Origin of the sequence: Dysgonomonas sp. 521, from assembly GCF_010501055.1 — a bacterium.
Classification (GTDB): Bacteria; Bacteroidota; Bacteroidia; order Bacteroidales; family Dysgonomonadaceae; genus Dysgonomonas.
Window position 1 is genome coordinate 20,284 of record NZ_QVMO01000010.1, and the last position, 21,325, is coordinate 41,608.

At 38.9% G+C, this 21,325-nt stretch carries 19 protein-coding genes; 13 read left to right on the plus strand and 6 right to left on the minus strand.

Annotation, left to right across the window (positions count from 1 at the left end; translation table 11 throughout):
• Positions 1-60: 60 nt before the first annotated feature.
• Positions 61-1,695 (minus strand): C69 family dipeptidase, encoded by a 1,635-nt coding sequence (locus tag D0T84_RS05150; RefSeq protein WP_163306675.1) that lies wholly within the window; start codon positions 1,693-1,695, stop codon positions 61-63.
• A 600-nt stretch (positions 1,696-2,295) separates the two neighbouring features.
• Here D0T84_RS05150 and D0T84_RS05155 point away from each other — a divergent pair.
• Positions 2,296-2,790 (plus strand): helix-turn-helix domain-containing protein, encoded by a 495-nt coding sequence (locus D0T84_RS05155; protein ID WP_163306677.1) that lies wholly within the window; start codon positions 2,296-2,298, stop codon positions 2,788-2,790.
• 184 nt (positions 2,791-2,974) lie between these two features.
• Here D0T84_RS05155 and D0T84_RS05160 read toward each other — a convergent pair whose 3' ends face one another.
• Entirely contained in the window at positions 2,975-4,351 is a 1,377-nt protein-coding gene (locus tag D0T84_RS05160; RefSeq protein ID WP_163306679.1) for a tryptophanase, read from the minus strand.
• A gap of 346 nt (positions 4,352-4,697) precedes the next feature.
• Between D0T84_RS05160 and D0T84_RS05165 the strand changes: the two genes are divergently transcribed.
• From D0T84_RS05165 to D0T84_RS05190, 6 genes are all read left to right on the plus strand, one after another.
• A complete protein-coding gene (locus D0T84_RS05165; protein ID WP_370525429.1) occupies positions 4,698-5,480 on the plus strand; it encodes a dihydroorotate dehydrogenase electron transfer subunit in 783 nt (260 codons plus the stop codon).
• Positions 5,468-6,379, plus strand: a complete 912-nt coding sequence (locus D0T84_RS05170; RefSeq protein WP_163306681.1) for a dihydroorotate dehydrogenase — start codon at positions 5,468-5,470, stop codon at positions 6,377-6,379. The genes D0T84_RS05165 and D0T84_RS05170 overlap by 13 nt, the downstream gene beginning before the upstream one ends.
• 36 nt (positions 6,380-6,415) lie before the next feature.
• Positions 6,416-7,372 (plus strand): hypothetical protein, encoded by a 957-nt coding sequence (locus D0T84_RS05175; RefSeq protein WP_163306683.1) that lies wholly within the window; start codon positions 6,416-6,418, stop codon positions 7,370-7,372.
• 604 nt (positions 7,373-7,976) lie between these two features.
• Entirely contained in the window at positions 7,977-9,032 is a 1,056-nt protein-coding gene (locus tag D0T84_RS05180) for a rhodanese-related sulfurtransferase (RefSeq protein WP_163306685.1), read from the plus strand.
• Between the two features lie 109 nt (positions 9,033-9,141).
• Entirely contained in the window at positions 9,142-9,651 is a 510-nt protein-coding gene (locus D0T84_RS05185; RefSeq protein ID WP_163306686.1) for an NUDIX domain-containing protein, read from the plus strand.
• Between the two features lie 51 nt (positions 9,652-9,702).
• Positions 9,703-10,413 carry a hypothetical protein gene (locus D0T84_RS05190; RefSeq protein ID WP_163306688.1) on the plus strand — a complete coding sequence of 237 codons (711 nt, stop codon included), beginning with the start codon at positions 9,703-9,705 and terminating at the stop codon, positions 10,411-10,413.
• Between the two features lie 45 nt (positions 10,414-10,458).
• On the opposite strand, the gene D0T84_RS05195 is transcribed toward D0T84_RS05190, so the two are convergent.
• Complete coding sequence (locus D0T84_RS05195) at positions 10,459-11,097, minus strand: HAD family phosphatase (RefSeq protein ID WP_163306690.1); 639 nt, start codon at positions 11,095-11,097, stop codon at positions 10,459-10,461.
• Between the two features lie 154 nt (positions 11,098-11,251).
• Here D0T84_RS05195 and D0T84_RS05200 point away from each other — a divergent pair, with 154 nt between their 5' ends.
• The 6 genes from D0T84_RS05200 (at position 11,252) to D0T84_RS05225 (ending at position 17,619) form a co-directional block, all read left to right on the plus strand.
• Positions 11,252-11,773, plus strand: coding sequence for a shikimate kinase (locus tag D0T84_RS05200; protein WP_163306692.1), 522 nt, complete (start codon positions 11,252-11,254; stop codon positions 11,771-11,773).
• Positions 11,770-13,386: a serine protease gene (locus tag D0T84_RS05205; RefSeq protein ID WP_163306694.1), complete on the plus strand. Its 1,617-nt coding sequence runs from the start codon at positions 11,770-11,772 to the stop codon at positions 13,384-13,386. The genes D0T84_RS05200 and D0T84_RS05205 overlap by 4 nt, the downstream gene beginning before the upstream one ends.
• 240 nt (positions 13,387-13,626) lie before the next feature.
• Positions 13,627-14,991 (plus strand): DNA repair protein RadA, encoded by a 1,365-nt coding sequence (radA, locus tag D0T84_RS05210; RefSeq protein ID WP_163306696.1) that lies wholly within the window; start codon positions 13,627-13,629, stop codon positions 14,989-14,991.
• 5 nt (positions 14,992-14,996) lie between these two features.
• A complete protein-coding gene (locus D0T84_RS05215) occupies positions 14,997-15,620 on the plus strand; it encodes a chloramphenicol acetyltransferase (protein ID WP_163306698.1) in 624 nt (207 codons plus the stop codon).
• Position 15,621: 1 nt separating this feature from the next.
• Entirely contained in the window at positions 15,622-16,308 is a 687-nt protein-coding gene (locus D0T84_RS05220) for an HAD family hydrolase (RefSeq protein ID WP_163306700.1), read from the plus strand.
• 18 nt (positions 16,309-16,326) lie between these two features.
• On the plus strand, positions 16,327-17,619 hold the full coding sequence (locus D0T84_RS05225) for a folylpolyglutamate synthase/dihydrofolate synthase family protein (protein ID WP_163306702.1): 1,293 nt from the start codon (positions 16,327-16,329) through the stop codon (positions 17,617-17,619).
• Positions 17,620-17,850: 231 nt separating this feature from the next.
• On the opposite strand, the gene D0T84_RS05230 is transcribed toward D0T84_RS05225, so the two are convergent.
• The 3 genes from D0T84_RS05230 to D0T84_RS05240 form a co-directional block, all read right to left on the minus strand.
• A complete protein-coding gene (locus D0T84_RS05230) occupies positions 17,851-19,623 on the minus strand; it encodes a L,D-transpeptidase family protein (RefSeq protein ID WP_163306704.1) in 1,773 nt (590 codons plus the stop codon).
• 117 nt (positions 19,624-19,740) lie between these two features.
• On the minus strand, positions 19,741-20,469 hold the full coding sequence (locus D0T84_RS05235) for a hypothetical protein (protein WP_163306706.1): 729 nt from the start codon (positions 20,467-20,469) through the stop codon (positions 19,741-19,743).
• A 159-nt stretch (positions 20,470-20,628) separates the two neighbouring features.
• Positions 20,629-21,066 (minus strand): hypothetical protein, encoded by a 438-nt coding sequence (locus tag D0T84_RS05240; RefSeq protein ID WP_163306708.1) that lies wholly within the window; start codon positions 21,064-21,066, stop codon positions 20,629-20,631.
• Positions 21,067-21,325: the final 259 nt, after the last annotated feature.

Below are 21,325 nucleotides of genomic sequence, written 5' to 3' on the forward strand. Positions count from 1 at the left end.
ATCAAATTTTGATTTTACGAGAAGCCCCTCATTTCGGGAGGGGCTTTTAGTTTATAGTTTTTAGTACAAAACCTTATATTTGTCTCCGGTTTCTTTTACTACACGTTGATAGAAATCTTTTGGATATCCGACACGCTGTGGTGAAGAAGGTTTTCCGTACTCGTTTCGGGTAAATTCCCCGTCTTTTTCTTTACGGACAACACCATCCATATATTTGATAACCAAGAATTCTCCCAGCTTTTTCCATCTGTCGAAAGCGTATTGCGCCTGGGTTTCACTGTATTTAGTCAGGAATTGAACAGCCTGTTCCGGCGATTTTTTATATAACTCCATAGCTTCTTTTTCCGTAGATTCCTGGTTTTCAAAGAATTTACTTTCCAGTTCCTTTTGTACTTTTGCTAAGTCTGGATGCATATAGTCGTATTTGTTATATACCATGTTCGATACCCAGTTTTGAATCCAAAAGCTTGAAGTCCATGAGAATGTATACAAATCGCCATTGCCTTCTCTATAGCATTCAGGTACTTCGGTTATAGAACAATATATTGGTGTGAATACCGTCTGGGCCGCGTCATCCGTACCGAACCAAAGTACTCCTCCTACCGGATTAGGTAGCCTTGAGCGCATCTGTGCCGTAAATACGAATCCTGTTTGCTGAGTTGCTATAGGACGTTCATTACAATATTCAACCGAATCAGATTTCCATGTTAACGGAGCCCAACGGTATGGAGACTTGAACGGTCCTGCACCAATATCATTTGTCCAGTCCAGTTCTGTACCCTCATAATGGTCTCTCATCATATCCTGTATATCGGCAAGGGATAGTTTCTTGTCCGGTTTAATATACAGTGGCATAGGATCTTGTGTTTTACCTTGCGCATAAGTTACAAACTTCGCCATATCTTTATTGTATCTGTTGAAGAAGCTCCAGACACGGGCTTCACAGAAACGTTGTCCTCCAAAATCGAGCGGATTATATACCTTGGCAAAGCTAAAATCTTCATCTTTACCAGTATAGTATCCTTTTTCCTTTGCAAAAGAAATCACATCTTTGGAATATATGCAGTTCTGAGGGTCATTCAACGGGAATTGTTGTATTCTGGCTTGGTTGGCATGGGCTGATATACAGTCGTCAGGTATGCGCACGGCTACCCATACGGCACCCTTGTTCCCTTTGCCTTTACCAATCATTTCCAATACCCATATTTCATTCGGATCGCCTATCGAGAACGATTCGCCACCACTATAGTATCCGTATTCGGCTACAAGGTCAGTCATTATACCGATTGCTTCTCTCGCCGTCTTTGCCCGTTGCAAAGTGATATAGATAAGGCTGCCATAGTCGATGATACCGTCAGGGTCGGTAAGTTCTTCTCGTCCGCCAAAAGTAGTTTCTCCGATAGTTACCTGAAATTCATTCATATTGCCTACCACATTATAGGTCTGCGAAGCCTGGGCTATTTCTCCCAGATATTTACCAGAATCCCATTCATAAACTTTCAGCATTTCTCCTTTAGCATATTTTTTAGCAGGCCAATGGTATAATTCGCCAAATAAGGCATAGGAGTCTGCTGAATATGTTATCATAGTAGATCCGTCAACAGACGCATATTTACCGACTAAAAAATTTGTACAGGCAAATATGTGAATCTCGCAGAGAAAACAAAATAGCACAAATAATGATATCTTCCTCATAGTTTTAATATTTTCGTTATGGTTGTAAAGATACTTCAATTAATTCATTCTGCGATACATGTGTTTTATCTATTTATAGTTTAACTATCAGAATCTATCATAAAAGTTACATTTGTATAACATAAGGCTGTTTTACAAATGTAAACAATCGGAATCACGGCAGATTGTATACATATATGCACTGAACGAATTGTAAATAGTACAAATCTCAATCAAAATACAATCGTATACTTACTGCTTATCACGTTCTATACAAACAAATGTAAACAGCTTAATTTTCAATAATTATTGCTTTTTATATACTAATAATCAGTTATATATGTTATAAAAAGGAAGTTTTAATTTAAATCTTATCACTATCCAATCCTTTTACCGTTAATACAGCTTATGATCCTATTCTATTTGATGATTACTAGTTTATAAATCAGTATATTAATCCAATTATATAAAGTAAGTATTTAATGTGTATGCAAATGTAAACACTATGATACTATACAATTGTATTGTTTTACGCAACATTTGTTATTTACAAATATAAACTAATATAATTTCCATTTGTGAAATATATGATTTACATTTGTAATAGTAATATACAATAATATGAAGGACAGGATTAAGCTTATAATGGATAACGAACAGTTGACGCCATCTGCTTTTGCCGATAAACTGCAACTTGGCCGTGCTGTAATATCCCATATTTTAAACGGACGTAACAATCCAAGTCTGGATGTCGTTACCCGTATCTTATCTAAGATGGATTATATTAATCCGGACTGGTTGCTAACCGGAGATGGTAGCATGTATAAATCCGAGGCTCGTCAGGAAAAAATAAATACAACTGCTCCTGTTTCTGTGTATACAAATGTAAATCAACCTGATTTATTCTCACAGAATGAAATATCTAAGCCTGCGGATAAGCCTGACCCCGAGTATCGCAAAGAAATTGTAGTTGAGAAGGCTACAAATGTATCCGAAGATGTTATAAATCAAACAATTGTATATCAAAAAGTGCCTGAACGAAAAGTGACAAAAATAATCATATATTATTCCGATAATACATTCGAAACCTTTAATACAGATAATAAACCATTATAAAGGAGTCTGTCAAACTATAAAAAGTGACAAAAGTGACGCCTTTTGATTAAGTTTGCGATGTTACTTTTTTGCCTGTTCACACAAATATTTCAAAGACCTCCTATAAGAGATAATTTTAGAATAAAAAAATAAAACCTCCCGAAAATTAATTCCGGGAGGTTTTGCTTTCTATCTATTACCTATTCTATTCAGCCTTTTTCAATTCTACTGTAAAATGCCTTAACAATTCAGCTTCCCATGTTATCGTAAAGCCTTTGGTTATCGATTCCCTGCGGTCGAAAATGTTTTTTAAAGCCACAGCTATTACATTCATATGATTGTCGGTATACACACGCCGGGGAATTGCCAGACGGAGCAGATCCAATCCATCGAAACGGTTCTTGCGGGTCACAGGGTCGCGGTCAGCCAATAAATAGCCGATTTCGCATCCTCTGATACCTGCTTCCAGATATAGTTCTGCCGCCAGAGTCTGCGCCGGAAACTGTTCTTTAGGCACGTGTGTAAGTACCTGCAGGGCATCTACAAATATTGCATGTCCTCCGGCCGGCCGTTGATATGGTATGCCATATTCATCCAGCTTCTTCCCCAGATATTCCACTTGTTTGATGCGGCTTTGCAGATTGTCGAATTCAGTATTTTCTTCTAAACCTATGGCTAAAGCATTCATATCGCGCCCGCTCATTCCGCCATAAGTGATATATCCTTCATAAACAATTCCCTTTACTTTCGCAGCATCGTACCACTCCTTAAGGTTTGTCGCAAAAAAGCCGCCCATATTCACTATCGCATCCTTTTTTGCGCTCATCGTCATGGCGTCGGCATAAGAAAACATTTCGTCGCAAATTTCCTTTATCGTTTTGTTTTCATACCCTTTTTCACGTGTTTTTATAAAATAGGCGTTCTCTGCGAATCTGGCTGAATCGAAAATTACCTTCTTGGCATATTTATTGGCTAGCATACGCGTCTCCTGTAGGTTTTGCATCGAAACAGGTTGCCCTCCGGCCGTATTATTTGTAATAGTTATAATAATAAAAGGTATATGCTCTCCATATTTCTTCAGAGCCTCCTCCAGTTTCTTTATATCTACATTTCCCTTAAACGGTATCTCCAGTTGGGTATCTTTCGCTTCATCGATAGTGCAATCCAGAGCAACCGCCTTTCGGGACTCAATATGCCCTTTCGTGGTATCGAAGTGTGAATTGCCCGGACATACGTCGCCTTCTTTTACGAGGCAAGAAAAAAGTACGTTTTCGGCAGCACGTCCCTGATGAGTAGGCAGCACGTATTCGAATCCCGTAATACGCGTTATGGTATCTTTCATTTTGTAGTATGAGGCCGCGCCTGCGTAGCTTTCGTCGCCAAGCATCATACCCGCCCATTGCCTGTCGCTCATGGCACCTGTTCCAGAATCGGTAATCAGGTCGATATATACTTGTTCAGCCCTTAATTTAAACATATTGTACTTGGCTTCTTTCAGCCATTGTTCGCGCTCCTCGCGTGTACTCTTACGAATAGGCTCAACCATTTTGATTTTCCAGGATTCAGCAAAAGGTAATTCCATAATTTATTCCATTTAAGTATTTTGAAATGTTATTTGTAACTGTTACTTCGAAACTGTTTAAATTTTATAGCAAGCTTTTGTTTGATTTTCTTAGTTAGAATGGCTCAAAAAAATACCAATAATAATTTTATTTATTGAAAAATGATAGAAAAACACTGAATATTCTAAATTTTTGAAATAAAACACAGTAATATTTAACTGTAAAAGCTATTTTATGCTGACATAAAGATAGTGATTCTTCCGGATAAATTAAACACTTCCCCTATTTTATTATAAGGCTAAACTTTATTAACTTTGTATCTGAATAAATCAGAAAGTATTTATCTTCAAAAAAAAATTAAGGCTGATGAAAAAAATGATGGATTTGGTTGTTACTCGCAATGAGCAATTAAACCAAAACTATTGCCTCATTAAGCTCACTACCACAGACAATACTCCATTACCCGAAATGTATCCCGGACAATTTGTTGAAGTAAGAGTTGACGGTTCTCCTGCAACTTACCTCAGGCGTCCTATTTCAGTAAATTTTGTTGATAAGCAAAATAATGAATTGTGGCTACTTGTTCAGGTTATTGGAGACGGTACGAGGCGAATGAGCGAATATAAACAAGGAGAGATTGTAAACCTATTGCTTCCGTTAGGAAATTCTTTTACTATTCCTTCAGAGAATACAGGGCAGGAATTACTTTTGATAGGCGGAGGCGTGGGTACGGCACCAATGCTTTTTCTGGGAGCATGTCTCAAAGAAAAAGGCTATAAGCCAAAATTCCTTTTAGGAGCCAGATCAAAAGCAGACTTGCTCCAGTTGGATGATTTCAGGAAGTACGGAGAATTATTTTGTACTACCGAAGATGGTAGTTTTGGAGAAAAAGGGTATGTGACAGACCATTCAGTGTTAAAAAATACTCCGTTTTCGATGATTTATACCTGTGGCCCGAAGCCTATGATGATGGCTGTAGCCAGATATGCAAAAGAGAGCGATACAGAATGCGAAGTATCCCTCGAAAACGTTATGGCATGCGGGTTTGGAGTATGCCTTTGCTGTGTAGAAAAGACGCGCGAAGGGAATATATGTGTATGCACAGAAGGCCCCGTATTTAATATAGAAAAGTTGACATGGACAAATTAACTGTAAACATAGGTAATTTACATTTGAAGAACCCTGTAATGACTGCATCGGGTACTTTCGGCTATGGAAAAGAGTATGCAGACTTTATAGATCTATCGCGAATTGGTGGTATTTTTGTAAAAGGAACTACTATTCGCGAGCGTCAAGGAAATGATTATCCACGTATGGCGGAGACTCCTTCGGGTATGTTAAACGCTGTGGGACTGCAAAATAAGGGTGTCGATTATTTCATCTCGAATATATATCCTGAGATAAAAGACGTTGATACAAATGTTATAGTGAATGTATCGGGTTCAACCATAGAAGATTACGTAGAGTGTACGCAAAAACTGGCAGAGTTAGATAAAATTCCGGCTATTGAACTGAATATTTCGTGCCCGAATGTAAAAGAAGGCGGTATGGCCTTCGGCACATCTGCCTGTTCGGCTTCGGATGTAACGAGAGCTGTCAGGGCTGTATGGGGTAAGACCCTGATTGTTAAACTGTCTCCTAACGTAACAGATATAACAGAAATAGCGAAAGCTGTGGAAGGAGAAGGGGCTGATGCTGTTTCACTTATCAATACGCTGCTCGGAATGGCTATAGACATTAACAAGAGACGTCCTGTGCTCTCTACCGTTACCGGAGGCCTGTCCGGCCCCTGCGTAAAGCCTGTAGCTCTGAGAATGGTGTGGCAGACCTACAATGCCGTAAAGATACCTGTAATTGGTATGGGGGGCATTTCATCATGGCAGGATGCTGTCGAGTTTATTCTGGCGGGATCTTCGGCTATACAGATAGGAACACATAATTTTATCGACCCGGCCATATCGGTCAAGGTTGTCGAGGGGATTAAGGAGTATCTGGATAAGAATAATATTAATCATGTAAAAGAGCTTGTGGGCGCTTTGAATTGTTAATGAGAATACCAATATACAACTAAACACACAACTACTATGTTTTCATTTTTTAAAAAGAATAAGGAGGATTCTTCTATTGAGGTTCCGGAATGGGCGTCATTTTTTACATCAGACGAATATTCAGTTTTTATAAAAGCAGTTCGAAGTTATTTCGACAAACTTAATTTGCGATATACTATCGATGACGGAGTTGTTATCGTTGACAAAGAGAATGATTTAGGATTCAACAAATTAGGGCTTCAAAATCTGAGCCAGAAGTGTAAGCAGAATGATATAAAGGATTATGAATCCGTTGTGACAGACCATTTCGAAACAATGATCCGTATTCATAAGTTTGGCAAGGAGTTTGAAGAGATTGTTTCCGATTTTGAGAAAGTTGAGAAATATATTGGTGTACGGCTTCATGATGTTGAATATGCTGCAAATCTGAAAAAGGAGAATATGATAGTTCGGGAATTCGCCGAAGGTGTTGTAGCCATGCTGGTTTTTGATTTGCCGGAAAGTGTGATGAATATAAAACCGGAACAGATTGAGCCTTGGGGTAAAACCATTGATGAGCTATATGAAATAGGGAAACGGAATATAAAACAAAACTGTGCTGTAAATCTTTTTGAAGAGAAAGTCGGAGATCATAAATTCTGGTTTGCCGAAGCTGACCATTTCTATGCAACTAATTTTGTAATGGATATTCAGGATTACCCTCAGGTAGTTGGTAAAAAAGGATCTTTGATATCTGTCCCAAACAGGCATATAGCGCTCATCTATCCTATACATGATCTGGAAGTTGTAGGCGCTTTAAACAATATGCTCTATCTGACTTCGCGGATGTATGAAGATGGACCGGGGTCGATTACAGACAGGGTGTATTGGTACAACGACGGGGCTTTTATAAATATACCTCACAGAATTGAAAATGAAAAGCGCGTTATTGCTCCCCCTGATGTATTTATAGATGCATTGAATGAATTAGGAGAGGCTGGGAATAAAAAATAACCACTACTGTCCGGTAAAAAAACAGAGCGAACCTCTATTCGAAGAAATCCGCTCCATCGCTTAACTTTGTAGTCACTACACAAGCAAAGTAAGCATGAGCAAAAGTACAAATTTTATAGGACAGCCGATTGAGAGAGATAGATATAAAACGACTTTATGCGATGGATTCCAGCACCATAGGGTTGCGGTCGTCAGCCCAAGGAAGGTAAAAAGAAGGGTGGAAGCAAAGTAAAACGACCATAGGCATTTTCGAACATGGTGTCCGTAATCCGTCAACAGCTGATAGGTTATATCAACATTTACAGCTTCTTGGAAGAACCCCGAAGGAAGTTGGAGAGGCATAATCAACAAACAAAAAATGAAATATCAAAATTCTCTATTCCCTGAAATGCAGGGAGCTTATTTTTGAAAAAATAAAAAGTTGATTTTCAAAATCAATAAGATATGATAAAAATATACTGATCCTCAATTTTACCGGACAACAGTGTAAAAAAATAAAGTCTATAACCCATAGATTCTATCAATAATAAATTAACTATATCGAAGCGTTATCTATAATATCTTTGCATTTTATTTATAAGCATTCTAACTTAATATTTATAAAATGCAACTATATAATACTTTAAGCTCAGAAGAGAGAACCAAATTGATAGACGAAGCCGGGCTTCAACGTTTGACCCTGTCTTTCTATACGTATGCCCATATAGATGAACCTAAGAGGTTTAGAGATGAATTGTTTATCAGATGGTCGCAACTTGATGTATTAGGTCGTATTTATGTCGCATATGAAGGCATTAACGCCCAATTGTCTCTGCCTGCTGTTAATTTTCAGGAGTTTAAAGACTTCCTCGATACATATCCCTTTATGAAGGATATAAGGCTGAATATAGCAGTGGAGCATGATAACAAGTCTTTCCTGAAACTGAAGATAAAGGTGCGGGATAAGATTGTTGCAGACGGGCTTAATGATAAGACCTTTGATGTTACTGATATAGGTATTCACCTGAAAGCAAAGGAGTTTAACGACATGATGGATGACCCGGATACGATAGTTATAGATATGCGCAACCATTATGAAAGCGAGATAGGGCATTTTGTAGGAGCCATTACACCGGATGTAGACACATTCAGGGATTCGCTGCCTATAATTAATGAGCAATTGAAGGAATATAAAGATAGTAAGAACCTGCTGATGTATTGTACAGGAGGCATACGTTGTGAGAAGGCAAGCGCATATTTCAAGCATCAGGGTTTTAAGAATGTATATCAACTGGAAGGCGGTATCATTGAATATACGCGCCAAATAAAGGCGGAAGGATTAGAGTCTAAATTTATAGGGAAGAATTTCGTATTCGACAACCGTCTGGGAGAACGTATAACCAGCGATGTAATAGCGCATTGCCATCAGTGCGGCAAGCCTTGCGATACTCATACCAATTGTGCGAATGACGGCTGTCATCTGCTATTTATACAATGCGATGATTGTTCAAAAAAAATGAAAGGGTGCTGTAGCGATACTTGTGTGGAAATAGTATCTTTGCCTGAAGAACAGCAAAAGTCTTTGCGAAAGGGAATTAAAAATGACTCGATGATTTTTAAGAAAGGTAGATCGGAAAGTCTTTTGCACAAAGAGACTACCAATGCACAACAAGAATTTTAAAAACTTTTGGGATGAACTGAAACCGCTTTGGTGGAGCTAAGTTAGGTGTTTTTACAATATATAATAAATGCTGGCAGAAAGTAAAAAAGCTCAAAAGTTAACATAAAGAATGCAAGAAGAAATATTCCCCCTTGTGGATGAAATTGGAAATGTAATAGGACAGGCGCTGCGCAGTGTCTGTCATGATGGTTCGAAATTATTGCACCCTGTTATTCATCTTCATATATTCAACTCAAAAGGCGAGTTGTATTTGCAGAAACGTTCCGCGACAAAGGATGTACAACCCAATAAATGGGATTCATCCGTGGCCGGACACATCGATTTGGATGAAACCCCGGAAATTGCCGCTCTGCGTGAAGCTGGTGAAGAACTGGGTTTATCCGGTATAAGTCCCCGTTATATAACGAAATATATTATCGAAACAGATAGGGAGCGGGAGTTAAGCTATTGTTTCTATACTGTATATGACGGAGATTTCATCCTTAATAAAGAAGAACTGGCCGATGGACGATTCTGGTCGATTAGTGACATTCAGGAACAGTTGGATAAAGGTGTATTTACGACAAACTTTGAACTGGATTTCAAACGATTCCTAAGTAAAGGAGTAAATTACTTGTAATAAGTATCCTATATTGATATAATTTCCTTATACAAAACACAAAGCAAGCCTATGAAGATTCTGTTTAGCCTGTATTTACTTCTATCTTTAGCCATAAATATAATGGCAACCGGGCCATCCTACACTCATGCCGGAATAAGGCCTATCGCTATCAACGATAAGGGGGAAGTCTTGTGCCGTACGCGGTTTATACAGAATCCTATGGGAGGCCACTATTATCAGGACATAGAGTATGGTGTATGTGTCCTTACTGCGGATACTATTATATATAGCCGGATGAATATCCTGATGCAGGAAGGTTTTCCATCTGATGCCGAAAGGGAAGCGCAGTATAATTACTGGGAATCAGTATATAACAGTCCTTATGATGCGGAACAACTTAGTTCGGTGGAGTATGCCATAACCTACAAAAAGGATTTCAGGAAGATAGATGTAAGTACTTATTTACGTAACGATACAATTAGCCTGAGTAACTTTAAATCTAAATATAATGTAGATTTAAGAACCACTCCCCAATATTCTTTATATGGAGGGAAAGGCTTTTTCGAAAAAGGAGGAAGGGAGTGTTATGATGAAAACCTTGAACCATCTACAGCTTATGCAGTCCTTGAATATGATTTCGGTAATATTTTACTGATAAACAACGAAGTAAACGATTTTTCCTGTTATGGGGCTGCTTTTGACTATGTGAATATGTTTGGAGGAGAAGATATAGGTTACGAATATTTTAGAGTGACGGGAGTAGTATTCCGTAAAGAATGAATAAAGAAGCTTAGAGAACACCTAAACTTCTTTATTCCGTTACGATTATTGAATATAGCTGATAACCTTTTGTAAATCAGAGAAATCGGGGATTACACAATCCGCTTTGCCTTCCAATTCCTCGGCAGGTATAGTTGTCGATACCCCTACCACGCGCATTCCGGCGTCTTTTCCGGCTCTTATACCATGAAAGGAATCTTCGAATACAACACATTCCGAAGGCGAAACATCCAGGTCTTTCGCAGCCAATAGATAACACATCGGATTGGGTTTACCTTCCGTAATGCGGACAGCTGTAACTTCAGTATCGAACGTATCGGTTAATCCCAGTATATCTAAAGCGCGCTTCATCTTGAAGTCCTGCGAACTGGTCACTAATCCTATCTTGTAGTTATTGTCTTTCAGATAGTTGATGAAGTCTATTACACCAGATACTAACGGAAAGTCCATTTGTAGCTCAAAATCGCCCAACTCTTTAGCTATTTTAGCTTGCTCTTCTTCCGAAAAATGGCTGAAATACTTCTTCAGAATGTCAGGAGATGTTGTTCCTTTTACCTGAAGGGCAAAGTTCTTAATCCCCAGATTATACCTTTCGCCTAAAGCGTCTATATAAATGTCGTATTGAGGCTCGGTATCGGCAATAACTCCATCAAAATCAAAAAGTACTGTCGTAATTTTAGTCATATAATTAATTCTTTTTGGCTGCAAAGATAAGGTTTTAAATCAGGATAGGCAATGAAGCCCCGAAACGAGTTATTATTCCTTTCTTAAATCGTTTGGTAAAAACCCCTACTTTCTTTATTTTATTTCTATTTTTGTATATTTGATTAATTAAGAAATGAAAAGGATTTTCCTTATTGGATATATGGGAGCCGGAAAAACAACGGCGGGGCGTGAATTAGCAAAAGAATTAGGGCTTGAATTCGTTGATTTGGATCATTTCATACAAGCCCGTTATCAGAAGTCGGTGGGTCAGATATTCGCGGATGTAGGAGAAAGTGAATTTCGCAATATTGAAATGAATATTTTGAAAGAAGTAGGAGAGTTTGAGAATATAGTAATATCTACAGGTGGTGGAACGCCATGCTTTTTTGACAACATGGATTATATGAACCAGACCGGTACTACAGTTTATTTGAAAGCATCGCCCGAAGCCCTGTCTTCAAGGCTTAACTTATGCAAAGAGAAACGTCCGCTGATAAAGGATAAAAACGAAGAAGAATTGTTCTTGTTTGTTGTGGAAAGTCTGGAAAAAAGGGAGCCTTTTTATTCAAAAGCAAAAATTATATTTGAGACGGAGGTCTTAGTTACACGCGAAGATGTAAAAGACTATGTTCAGCAATTAATTAAAGTATTATGAATTTGAGCTTATATCGTATTCTTACAGGTCTTATTCTGGCCGCTTGTACTATTTCATTTTCTGCACAGGAAAAACAATACAATTTCAATCAGGATAAGTCCCAGTTATCGCTTATCGTAGAAAAGGAAAACACAAAAATGCTGGTAGTCAACACCGTGAATACTAAAGGGAGAGGTCTCCCGCTACGTGAAGCAAAGCTCTACACACTGGGTATTGAAGCCGATACCGTAGGAGTATGGTCGGTATTGCCTACAAAAGAAAATGTATGGAAACTTTCTTTCAATATACCCGATGCAAAGGGGTTCTTTATCGGGTTCGATCAATTTTACCTCCCGGAAGGTTCCTGCTTGTATGTGTATGAGAAAAGCAATTTGAAAAGTGCTATAGTTTACAAACATGATGATAACCCTAAAGGTGGGCCATATTCGATCGAGAATCTGAAAGGAGATAATGTAGTGCTGGAATATGTCGCTCCCGAAGGAGTTGAAAAGCCAAAGTTACACATTTCCGATTTGGGATATAAATACCTGGATGAGCAGGGGAACCCTATTTCAGGATTTAATTCTGCGGCTAATTCATGTATGATCAATGTAAATTGTCCGGAAAATAATTTTTGGAAAAATCAAAAGAAAGGGGTGGTTCATTTCCGGGTAAAAAGGAATCCGGGTGCAAACGCATACCTTTGTTCCGGTACACTTGTCAATAACACCAGTGAAGACAAAACCCCATATATATTAACGGCCTATCATTGTTTCGAATATATGTCAGAAACAGCGATTTCAGGTTCAGAGTTCTTTTTTGAATATGAGACACCCGAATGTGAGATGGATACGGTAAGGCCGAATTATAAATACCATAAGGGAGCTATTCCACTCGTTTTGAATCCGGTTGACGATGGGTCGGATGGAGCATTGATAAAACTTTCCGAGCCTATTCCCGATGACTGGGATGTTTATTACAACGGATGGGACAGGACAAATGATGGCGCAAGTGTAACCGGCGGGGCTGTGATTCATCATCCACTGGGTGATGTGAAGAAAATAAGTTTGTACAATAAGCCTCTGACATCCGGAAAATGGGAAGATGAAGCACCCAATGGAACCCATTGGATTATAGACTATCTCAAGGGTGCAACAGAAGGAGGATCTTCAGGTGCGCCGCTGTTCAATCAAGACGGATATATTGTTGGTACATTGACCGGAGGAGACAATAAATGTTCGAATCCGACAGGTACGGATTATTATGGAAAGTTCTGGTACCATTGGGATCAATATCCGGATGAAGATTTGCACATGTCGAAATACCTGGATCCGAATAATACCGGCGTTACCCGGTTAAAAGGATTGAATGCGGTAAAAACAGAAGAACCGGAACCGGGTACGCAGCCGGAACTTGTAGCATATATAGAAAGCGATGTTTTGCACGTGTATGCTAAGGATATATTGAAAAAGGTTAGAGTTGCCGACCTCTTCGGGCGAATTATTTATTCGGCAACATCCGACATTAATTCTTCTGTGCTCGATATTCCGGTTTCATCATGGCGTGGAGGCGTTTATATCCTTTCTGTTGATATAACAGGCAGATCAACCAAATCTGTAAAAGTTTTGAAATAAGAAACTGAGAGTAATACAGGTATTTTAGTACATGATAATAATGAATGACATATTTTGAAGAGATAATGTAGGGGCAGACTTACTTGTCTGCCCGAAAAGCTGGCGAACACATAGGTTCGCCCCTACATTCCAGAATTGAAAAATCTACGGAATCAAATATGGCAATAAATATTTAGTATTACATTACTCGACTGTTTGCTTTCAAAAATAATAAATAGGTCTGAGACCTAAAGATAGAGAATGGCTAAAACTAAATCAGTATATGTCTGTAACAATTGTGGCAATGATTCTCCTAAATGGCTGGGAAAATGCCCTGTATGTGGAGAGTGGAATACCTATGTAGAAGAAGTTGTAAGTAAGGATAATTCCTCTAAAAACAATCTTCATATATTTGAAATGTCAAAAGCAAAGCCCTTGCTGCTGAAAGATGTGGAGACAGGGGAAGAACCGCGTATAGATTTGCAGGATGGGGAATTCAACCGCGTTTTAGGCGGCGGGCTTGTTCCCGGTTCACTTGTGTTGATAGGTGGAGAGCCGGGTATCGGGAAATCGACCCTTATTCTGCAAACTGTATTGGGCTTGAATAATATAAAAACCTTATATGTTTCGGGCGAAGAAAGTGCCCGTCAGCTTAAACTGCGAGCCGACCGCATTAACTCCAACAGTGAAAATTGTTTTATCGTATGCGAGACGAATCTGGAACATATATTTGTTCATATACAGAATCTAAAACCAGATTTCGTTATTATCGATTCTATCCAGACCATTTTTACTGAAAATGTAGAATCGTCTCCGGGTAGTGTGTCACAGGTAAGGGAATGCTCTGCGGCGATATTGAAATTCGCGAAAGAGACGGGTACTCCTGTTGTTTTAATCGGACATATAAATAAGGAAGGAAGCATTGCCGGCCCGAAAGTACTGGAACATATTGTAGATACAGTACTCCAGTTTGAAGGAGACCAGCATTATATGTACCGTATTTTGCGAAGCATAAAAAACCGTTTCGGGAGTACCGCCGAACTGGGCATATATGAAATGCGCCAAAACGGGCTGCGCGAAGTGAGTAATCCTTCGGAACTATTACTGACACAGAATCACGAAGGCCTGAGTGGAGTATCCATTGCCGCGGCTATCGAAGGTATACGCCCTTTCCTGATAGAAACGCAGGCATTGGTAAGCACGGCCGCTTATGGTACGCCGCAACGTTCGGCTACGGGATTCGACCTGCGCCGGATGAATATGTTGTTGGCAGTGTTGGAAAAAAGAGCCGGATTTAAGTTAATACAAAAAGATGTGTTCCTTAATATTGCCGGAGGCCTGCGGGTCAATGATCCTGCAATGGACTTATCGGTCATCAGTGCAGTTCTGTCTTCCAGTCTGGATATATCTATCGAAAAGCATATATGTATGACCGGGGAGGTAGGCTTGTCGGGTGAAATACGCCCTGTAAACCGTATAGAACAGCGCGTATTGGAAGCTGAAAAGCTGGGATTTACCAAAATCCTGGTACCTCAGAATAATCTGAAAGGATTCACATCAAAAGTAAATATTGAAATAGTTCAGGTAAGGAAAGTGGAAGAAGCTTTCAGACAATTGTTCGGATAATTATAATGAAAAGAATAATAGACCAAAGTACGTGGAATAGAAAAGAGCATTTCGATTTTTTCAAAGATTTTGACGATCCTCTTTTCGGAGTAACTGTAAATGTCGATTTTACGACCACTTATAATTCAGCAAAAGAATCGGGAAACTCTTTTTTCCTTACTTCCCTTCATCGTATTATGCAGGCTGTAAACAGGACGGAAGAATTCAGGTACAGGATAGAAGGCGACGATGTTGTGTGTTATGACACCATCCACGCAACCTCTACCATTGGCAGGGAAGATGGTACATTCGGCTTTTCTTTTATGGAGTATTTTGAGGACAGGAGTCTATTTATTGAAAACGCCCTTCAGGTAATGAATCATATAAAGCAATTAAGCGGAATAACTCTTTTAGAGCAGACTGATAATATAAATGTGATTCATTATTCCCCTTTGCCCTGGGTACGCTTTACGGATTTGAAGCATCCTGCGAAACTAGGCGGTCGTTTTTCAATCCCTAAAATATCTACAGGAAAATTATTTGAAGAAAACGGGCGGTTGATGCTCCCGATGTCTATCACGGCTAATCATGCAGTTATGGATGGCTTTCATGTATCCCGTTTTTTAGATAATCTTAATGATCTGAGATAATATGAAAGGCATAGAAATAATAGCATTTGATGCTGATGATACATTATGGGATAATGAACCTTTATTCAAGGAAGTAGAGAAAGAATTTTGTAATATACTTGCCGATTATGGGGATACGGCAGAGATTTCTTCCGCACTGTTTGATGTGGAAATGCAAAATATGGAATGCTACGGGTATGGAGCTAAGGCTTTTACCTTATCATTGATAGAAACGGCTATAAAAGTCAGCCGGCATAAAATATCTCCAGAAAAAATAGAACGGATAATCCTCATGGGCAAATCTCTTCTGGATATGCCTATTCAATTGTTGGATGGAGTAGAAAAAACGTTGGAACAATTGAATAGAAATTATAAGCTAGTAGTAGCTACTAAAGGAGACTTGTTAGACCAACAACGAAAACTGGATCGTTCCGGCCTGGGTTCTTATTTCGACCATGTAGAAATAATGGCGGATAAGACAGAAAAGGAATATCAGAAACTTATTTCATCCCTGAATGTTTTACCAGAGAATGTGCTAATGGCGGGAAATTCGCTAAAGTCGGATATTTATCCGGCACTGGCTGTAGGCATGTATGTCGCTTATGTACCATATCATACAATGTGGAAGCATGAGCTGGCTGATGAAAATGTAAAGAATGAGCGTTTTTTTAAGGTTGAGACTTTCAGCCAGTTAGTCAATCTTTTATAATGGATAATATATAGAATAATGACCTATCAGGAGACAATAGAATATTTATACAACCAGTTGCCTGTCTATCAGAAGGTAGGGGGGAGCGCTTATAAAGAAGGATTAGATAATAGTTTGGCATTAGATAAATACTTCTCCCATCCTCATACAAAATATAAGACGATACATATAGCCGGAACAAACGGGAAAGGCTCTACGTCCCATCTTCTGGCGGCAATATTGCAGCAGTCAGGATACAAGGTGGGATTATATACTTCGCCACACCTGATCGATTTCAGGGAGCGCATCCGTGTAAACGGAGAAAAGATACCGGAGCAATATGTTGTCGACTTTGTAGCTAAACATCGTGAAGCCTTTGAGCCAATACAGCCCTCTTTCTTCGAATTAACGATGACGATGGCTTTCCGGTATTTTGCAGATGCAGAAGTAGATATTGCCGTGATAGAAGTCGGGCTGGGAGGAAGGCTGGACAGTACTAATATTATAACCCCTGTCTTAAGTATTGTTACCAATATCAGCTTTGATCATATGCAGTTTCTGGGAAATACCCTGGAGAAGATCGCTGCCGAAAAGGCCGGAATAATAAAAAAGGATATCCCTGTTATTATCGGCGAAGCAGAGGGGGGAGTTCGTAAAGTATTCGAAGATACGGCAAGCAGAGTTGGCGCGCCTGTAATCTTCGCAGAGGATGAAAAGCTGATATACTCCAGTTTGAAAACCGCTAGCGGATGGTTATACGACACGAAATACTACCTGCAACTGAAAGGGGAACTGTCAGGATATGCACAGGTAAAGAACACGGCAACGGTATTATGCGCCATCCGCGAACTGCAAAAACAGGGATATACCATCCCATCGAAGGCAGTATATAATAGTTTTGCCTATGTAAATGAATATACCGGACTGATGGGGCGCTGGCAGATATTACAGGATAACAATCCTAAAATAGTATGCGATACAGGGCATAATGAAGCCGGCATAAAATATATCTCCGAACAATTGCAGAGTGAACGCTACGATACGCTTCATATCATCTTAGGAATGGTAAATGACAAGGATATATCGTCCGTTCTGGCCTTATTACCTAAAAAAGCTATATACTATTTTACAAAAGCGGCTATACCCCGTTCGATGAACGAACGAAAGCTACAGGAACTGGCTAAGAATAAGGGGCTTACCGGATATTCATACCCAACTGTAAAAGAGGCTGTACAAGCCGCTAAAGACTGGGCTACATCCGCCGATTTTATTTTTATCGGAGGTAGCAACTTTGTTGTAGCCGATGCGCTGATTGAGTTCGGATATAAATAAATATTCCTGCGCTAAGTACATGACAAAAAATACATGCTATCATTCTAACCCTTCCCCCTTCGGGTACTTCCCTTTATCAAAAGGGAAGAGTGCCTGACGGATCAAACGACATCTGTCTTCGCTTCCCCCCTCTCTTTTTGGGGAGAGCCGGGGTGGGGTCGGGAGTGCCCACAGAGCGAGGGGTTGAACCTTAATTTTCTATTTTTTGTCATGTACTGAGATTCCTGCGCCTTATTTTGTTCCGCTTTTATCTGATTTCTGAGCCTGTGGGTTTAACGCGTTCAGTATTGTGTTATCGTATCCGTAGTTGTCATCAGCATAGTATATCATTTCATCATTTGGATATGTATAAGCTGTATAATAATCGATAAATAAGGAAATCTTCTCTTCCGGATTCAGAATATCAGGAAGTTTCTTCAATTTATTTTCCTTAGCCAGCTTCTTCCCGGCTTCAGATACAGGCGGTTTGTTTATACTATAATATAACCTGTCTTTATATACATCGTCCGATGTGACGGACAAACAGAAGAAAGCCAGTTCGAATGGTTTCTGAACCCTTACGCATCCATGACTTACAGACCTGTTCTTTCTTCCGAAGGCGGCTTTAGACGGTGTATCATGCAGATAGACCGAAAACGCATTATCGAACATGAACTTGACCAATCCGAGAGAATTGCCGCCACCGGGGCTCTGGCGGATAGTATATGAGAACTTAGATGGCGTTACGTCGTCCCAGTCTATAGTTGATGCATCTACCTCTTTACCTCCTTTATACAACTTCATGTTGTGACGCTTAATATATGTCGGATCCTTTTTCTGTAGTACGGCCACCTCTTTCTGGGCAATACTGGTAGGAACATTCCATACAGGATTCAGGTTCAGATAGTTGATGTCGCTTTGAAGTAGAGGGGTTTTGTTATATACCGTACCAACGCATACCCTCATTATGAGCGGCTGGCTCTCCGGCTGGCTGGCGACAAGCGATGCAGAAGCTACATTGACTTCAATGTGTTTATTGTGCTTTGCTTTCGTTCTTCTCCAACGGTAACGCTCCATATTGGCACGTAGTTTGGTCTGGTAATAATCCAGCGGCCTGTTCAACGCATCGATAGTTAACTTGCCTACCTCGTCTTCTTCCGGATATGAATTCTTTCTGCGGAAAGTATTGATTGCTTCCATTAAGCCTTTGTCTAAGACCAGATGCAGGCTGTCGTTATATATAGAATCACACTGAGGGACATATTCGCCGGTAAGCATCAGCCTTTTAGCTATTTCGGATATATGTTTGTTCTTATCGCCCAGTTTATATGTAGCCGTACTCGTTATCGGCTTGAATTCCATCTCTTTCTTTTGTTCTAAGCTTTTATATTCATCTATGAGTTTCTGATATATCGGATCTGCCGGATGAGATTCGGATATAACGGTTATTGGGTTATCCTTGAGCCCTTTATATAAGTTGATATAAAAAACAGAATCGGGAGACGATACGGATATATTATAATTCTTTTGATAGAGTTTTTGAGGATTTAAAAATCCATAACTCATCCCTGTTATATATTTCACGGCTGTTTTAGTGGAGATAAGATCCAGTTCCGCCATTTTCTTATATAACTCATCCAGATTATATTTACCGGAATCAATGGAATCGGTTAAGGATCCGATTTGCTCTGTAGAAAAGTATTTTTCCGGTATCCCATGACTTTTACTGTCGCTCAGGATAGACAGGAACGATTTTATCCTTTCTGTATCCAATGTGTCATGCGCCCAAACCGGGTTATACTCATTCTCTGTATAAAGAGGAAGCATTTGTGAATCATTTTGAATAAGGTCACGGATTACATCCTTCAGGTGCTGAGGGTTATAATCAGGATAAAGTTTGGCAAATTTAGACTTGGCTACTTCTTTTTTACTCGACTCGCTTAGTTTTGTTGTTTCTTTTTGTTTGCAATATGTAAAGTTAGAAAACAAGACAATCAGTAAAGAAACCAGCAAAAGATTTTTCATATTGTGTAATATTGTATAACTTTATTTAGCTTATTAAGTGAAAGACAAAAATAGTTAAAAGCCGTGAAAACTCAAAAAAATGTTAATATTTTATATTTTTCAGCCTTCCATCACAGGCTATTCTGTTGTTATTTCTATATTAATTTTATCTGCCGAGTCGATAAAGTCTGTAGCCGGATATTCAACAACTACCGTTTTTCCGTCTTGGGAGAACAACGCGTCCGGGTTACTTACATTGACCACCCTCCTCGGAAAATGATATTTTACGACCATTTTCCCCGCCGAAAATAAATCCATCATATTTTTATCTATTGAGCCTTCTTCCAATTGTTGCTCAATGTGATCTTTAGGCTGTATTATCCGTTTCATATTTTTCCCATCCCAAAAATATTCTGAAATATTGTCGAACCGGTCTGATATACTTCTGCCTGATTCTTCCGCTGTTTTGCTTTTTTGCTCCGATATCGTTTTTAATATCCTGTTTAGGGTAGCAGTGTCATCAAAGTTTCCGGATACCAAGACAAAGAAGGTTTTAGCTACAGTATCATTGCTTAGCTGGCAAGTGAAGGATTTAAGGTCTTCCATCATCTGTTGGTCTTCCGCTGATAATGTTTTAGTTGAATCCCTGTATTCTGCTATGATGTCTGCAAAGGAAAAAACAGAATCAGACGGAAATAGCTTTCCATAATCTGACAGGCTGGATGCTGAAACCATGCTCATCATTTCGCTGGCATCATATTTCATGCGATATTTTACAGACATGTCTTCGTTAAAATACACTTCTTCGTAAATCGAGCAGCTGGAAAGCAGGAGTACTGTAAGTAATAGACTATAAATTATTCTCATTTATGTGTATTTTGTATTCGTTTGATATTCTATCTATTAAAGACAAAAAGTGACAAAAGTGACACCTTTTATTCTGTTTTCCGTTGTTACTTTTCCTTCATCTTTTTTTACATCATGCCTTTTTATATAAGATAATTTTATATGTTTCAGATTATAAATTTAGAGGTTTATTTTTTCCCTCATATCATCTGCTGTAGGATGAATGCTTTTGTTGTTAATAACTTTTTCTTTTTCGATATATGGAGCAAGCCTGATAATTAAATCCCGATTCTTGCCTGCATCCTTTTCATCCAGATAAAGGCTGTAGATTTCTTCTTTACCGTCTACTCTTATGGTTATATTATATGGTTCTCTTGGGTCTTTATAGTTGTTTTTATTGAATTTCTGTATTTTAATTAAAGATTCAATGTAGTTTTCCCCTGCAAAAGTAAGTTTATCTCCTTCCATGACAGACAAAATAAATTGTCCGGTTTTATCGGTTTCATATTCATAATACTGGATTTTCCCTTGTATATGTGTTTCATATCCAACTATTGTATAGGGAATTGGATTATTATTACCATCTACAACAAAACCTTTTATCGAAAGATAGTGCATAGGCTCAAATCTTATTGAATAAGTTGACGGAAACTGATTTTCATAAATAGTAGTTTTTGCATGGAGAAATGGTCTTGTGTCAGGCTATAAATAAAAAACCTAAGAAATAGAAATTATTATCTACCTCTTGGTAACCGTTAGGAAATTTCTCGTTCTGATTTTTAGAATTGTTTTTGAGATAATTTTTATTTCCACGAAGCGATAGTAGCGGGCTACTTGAGCTGAGTGAAAGAGAAAATTAGCCGAAAACAAGCTAAAA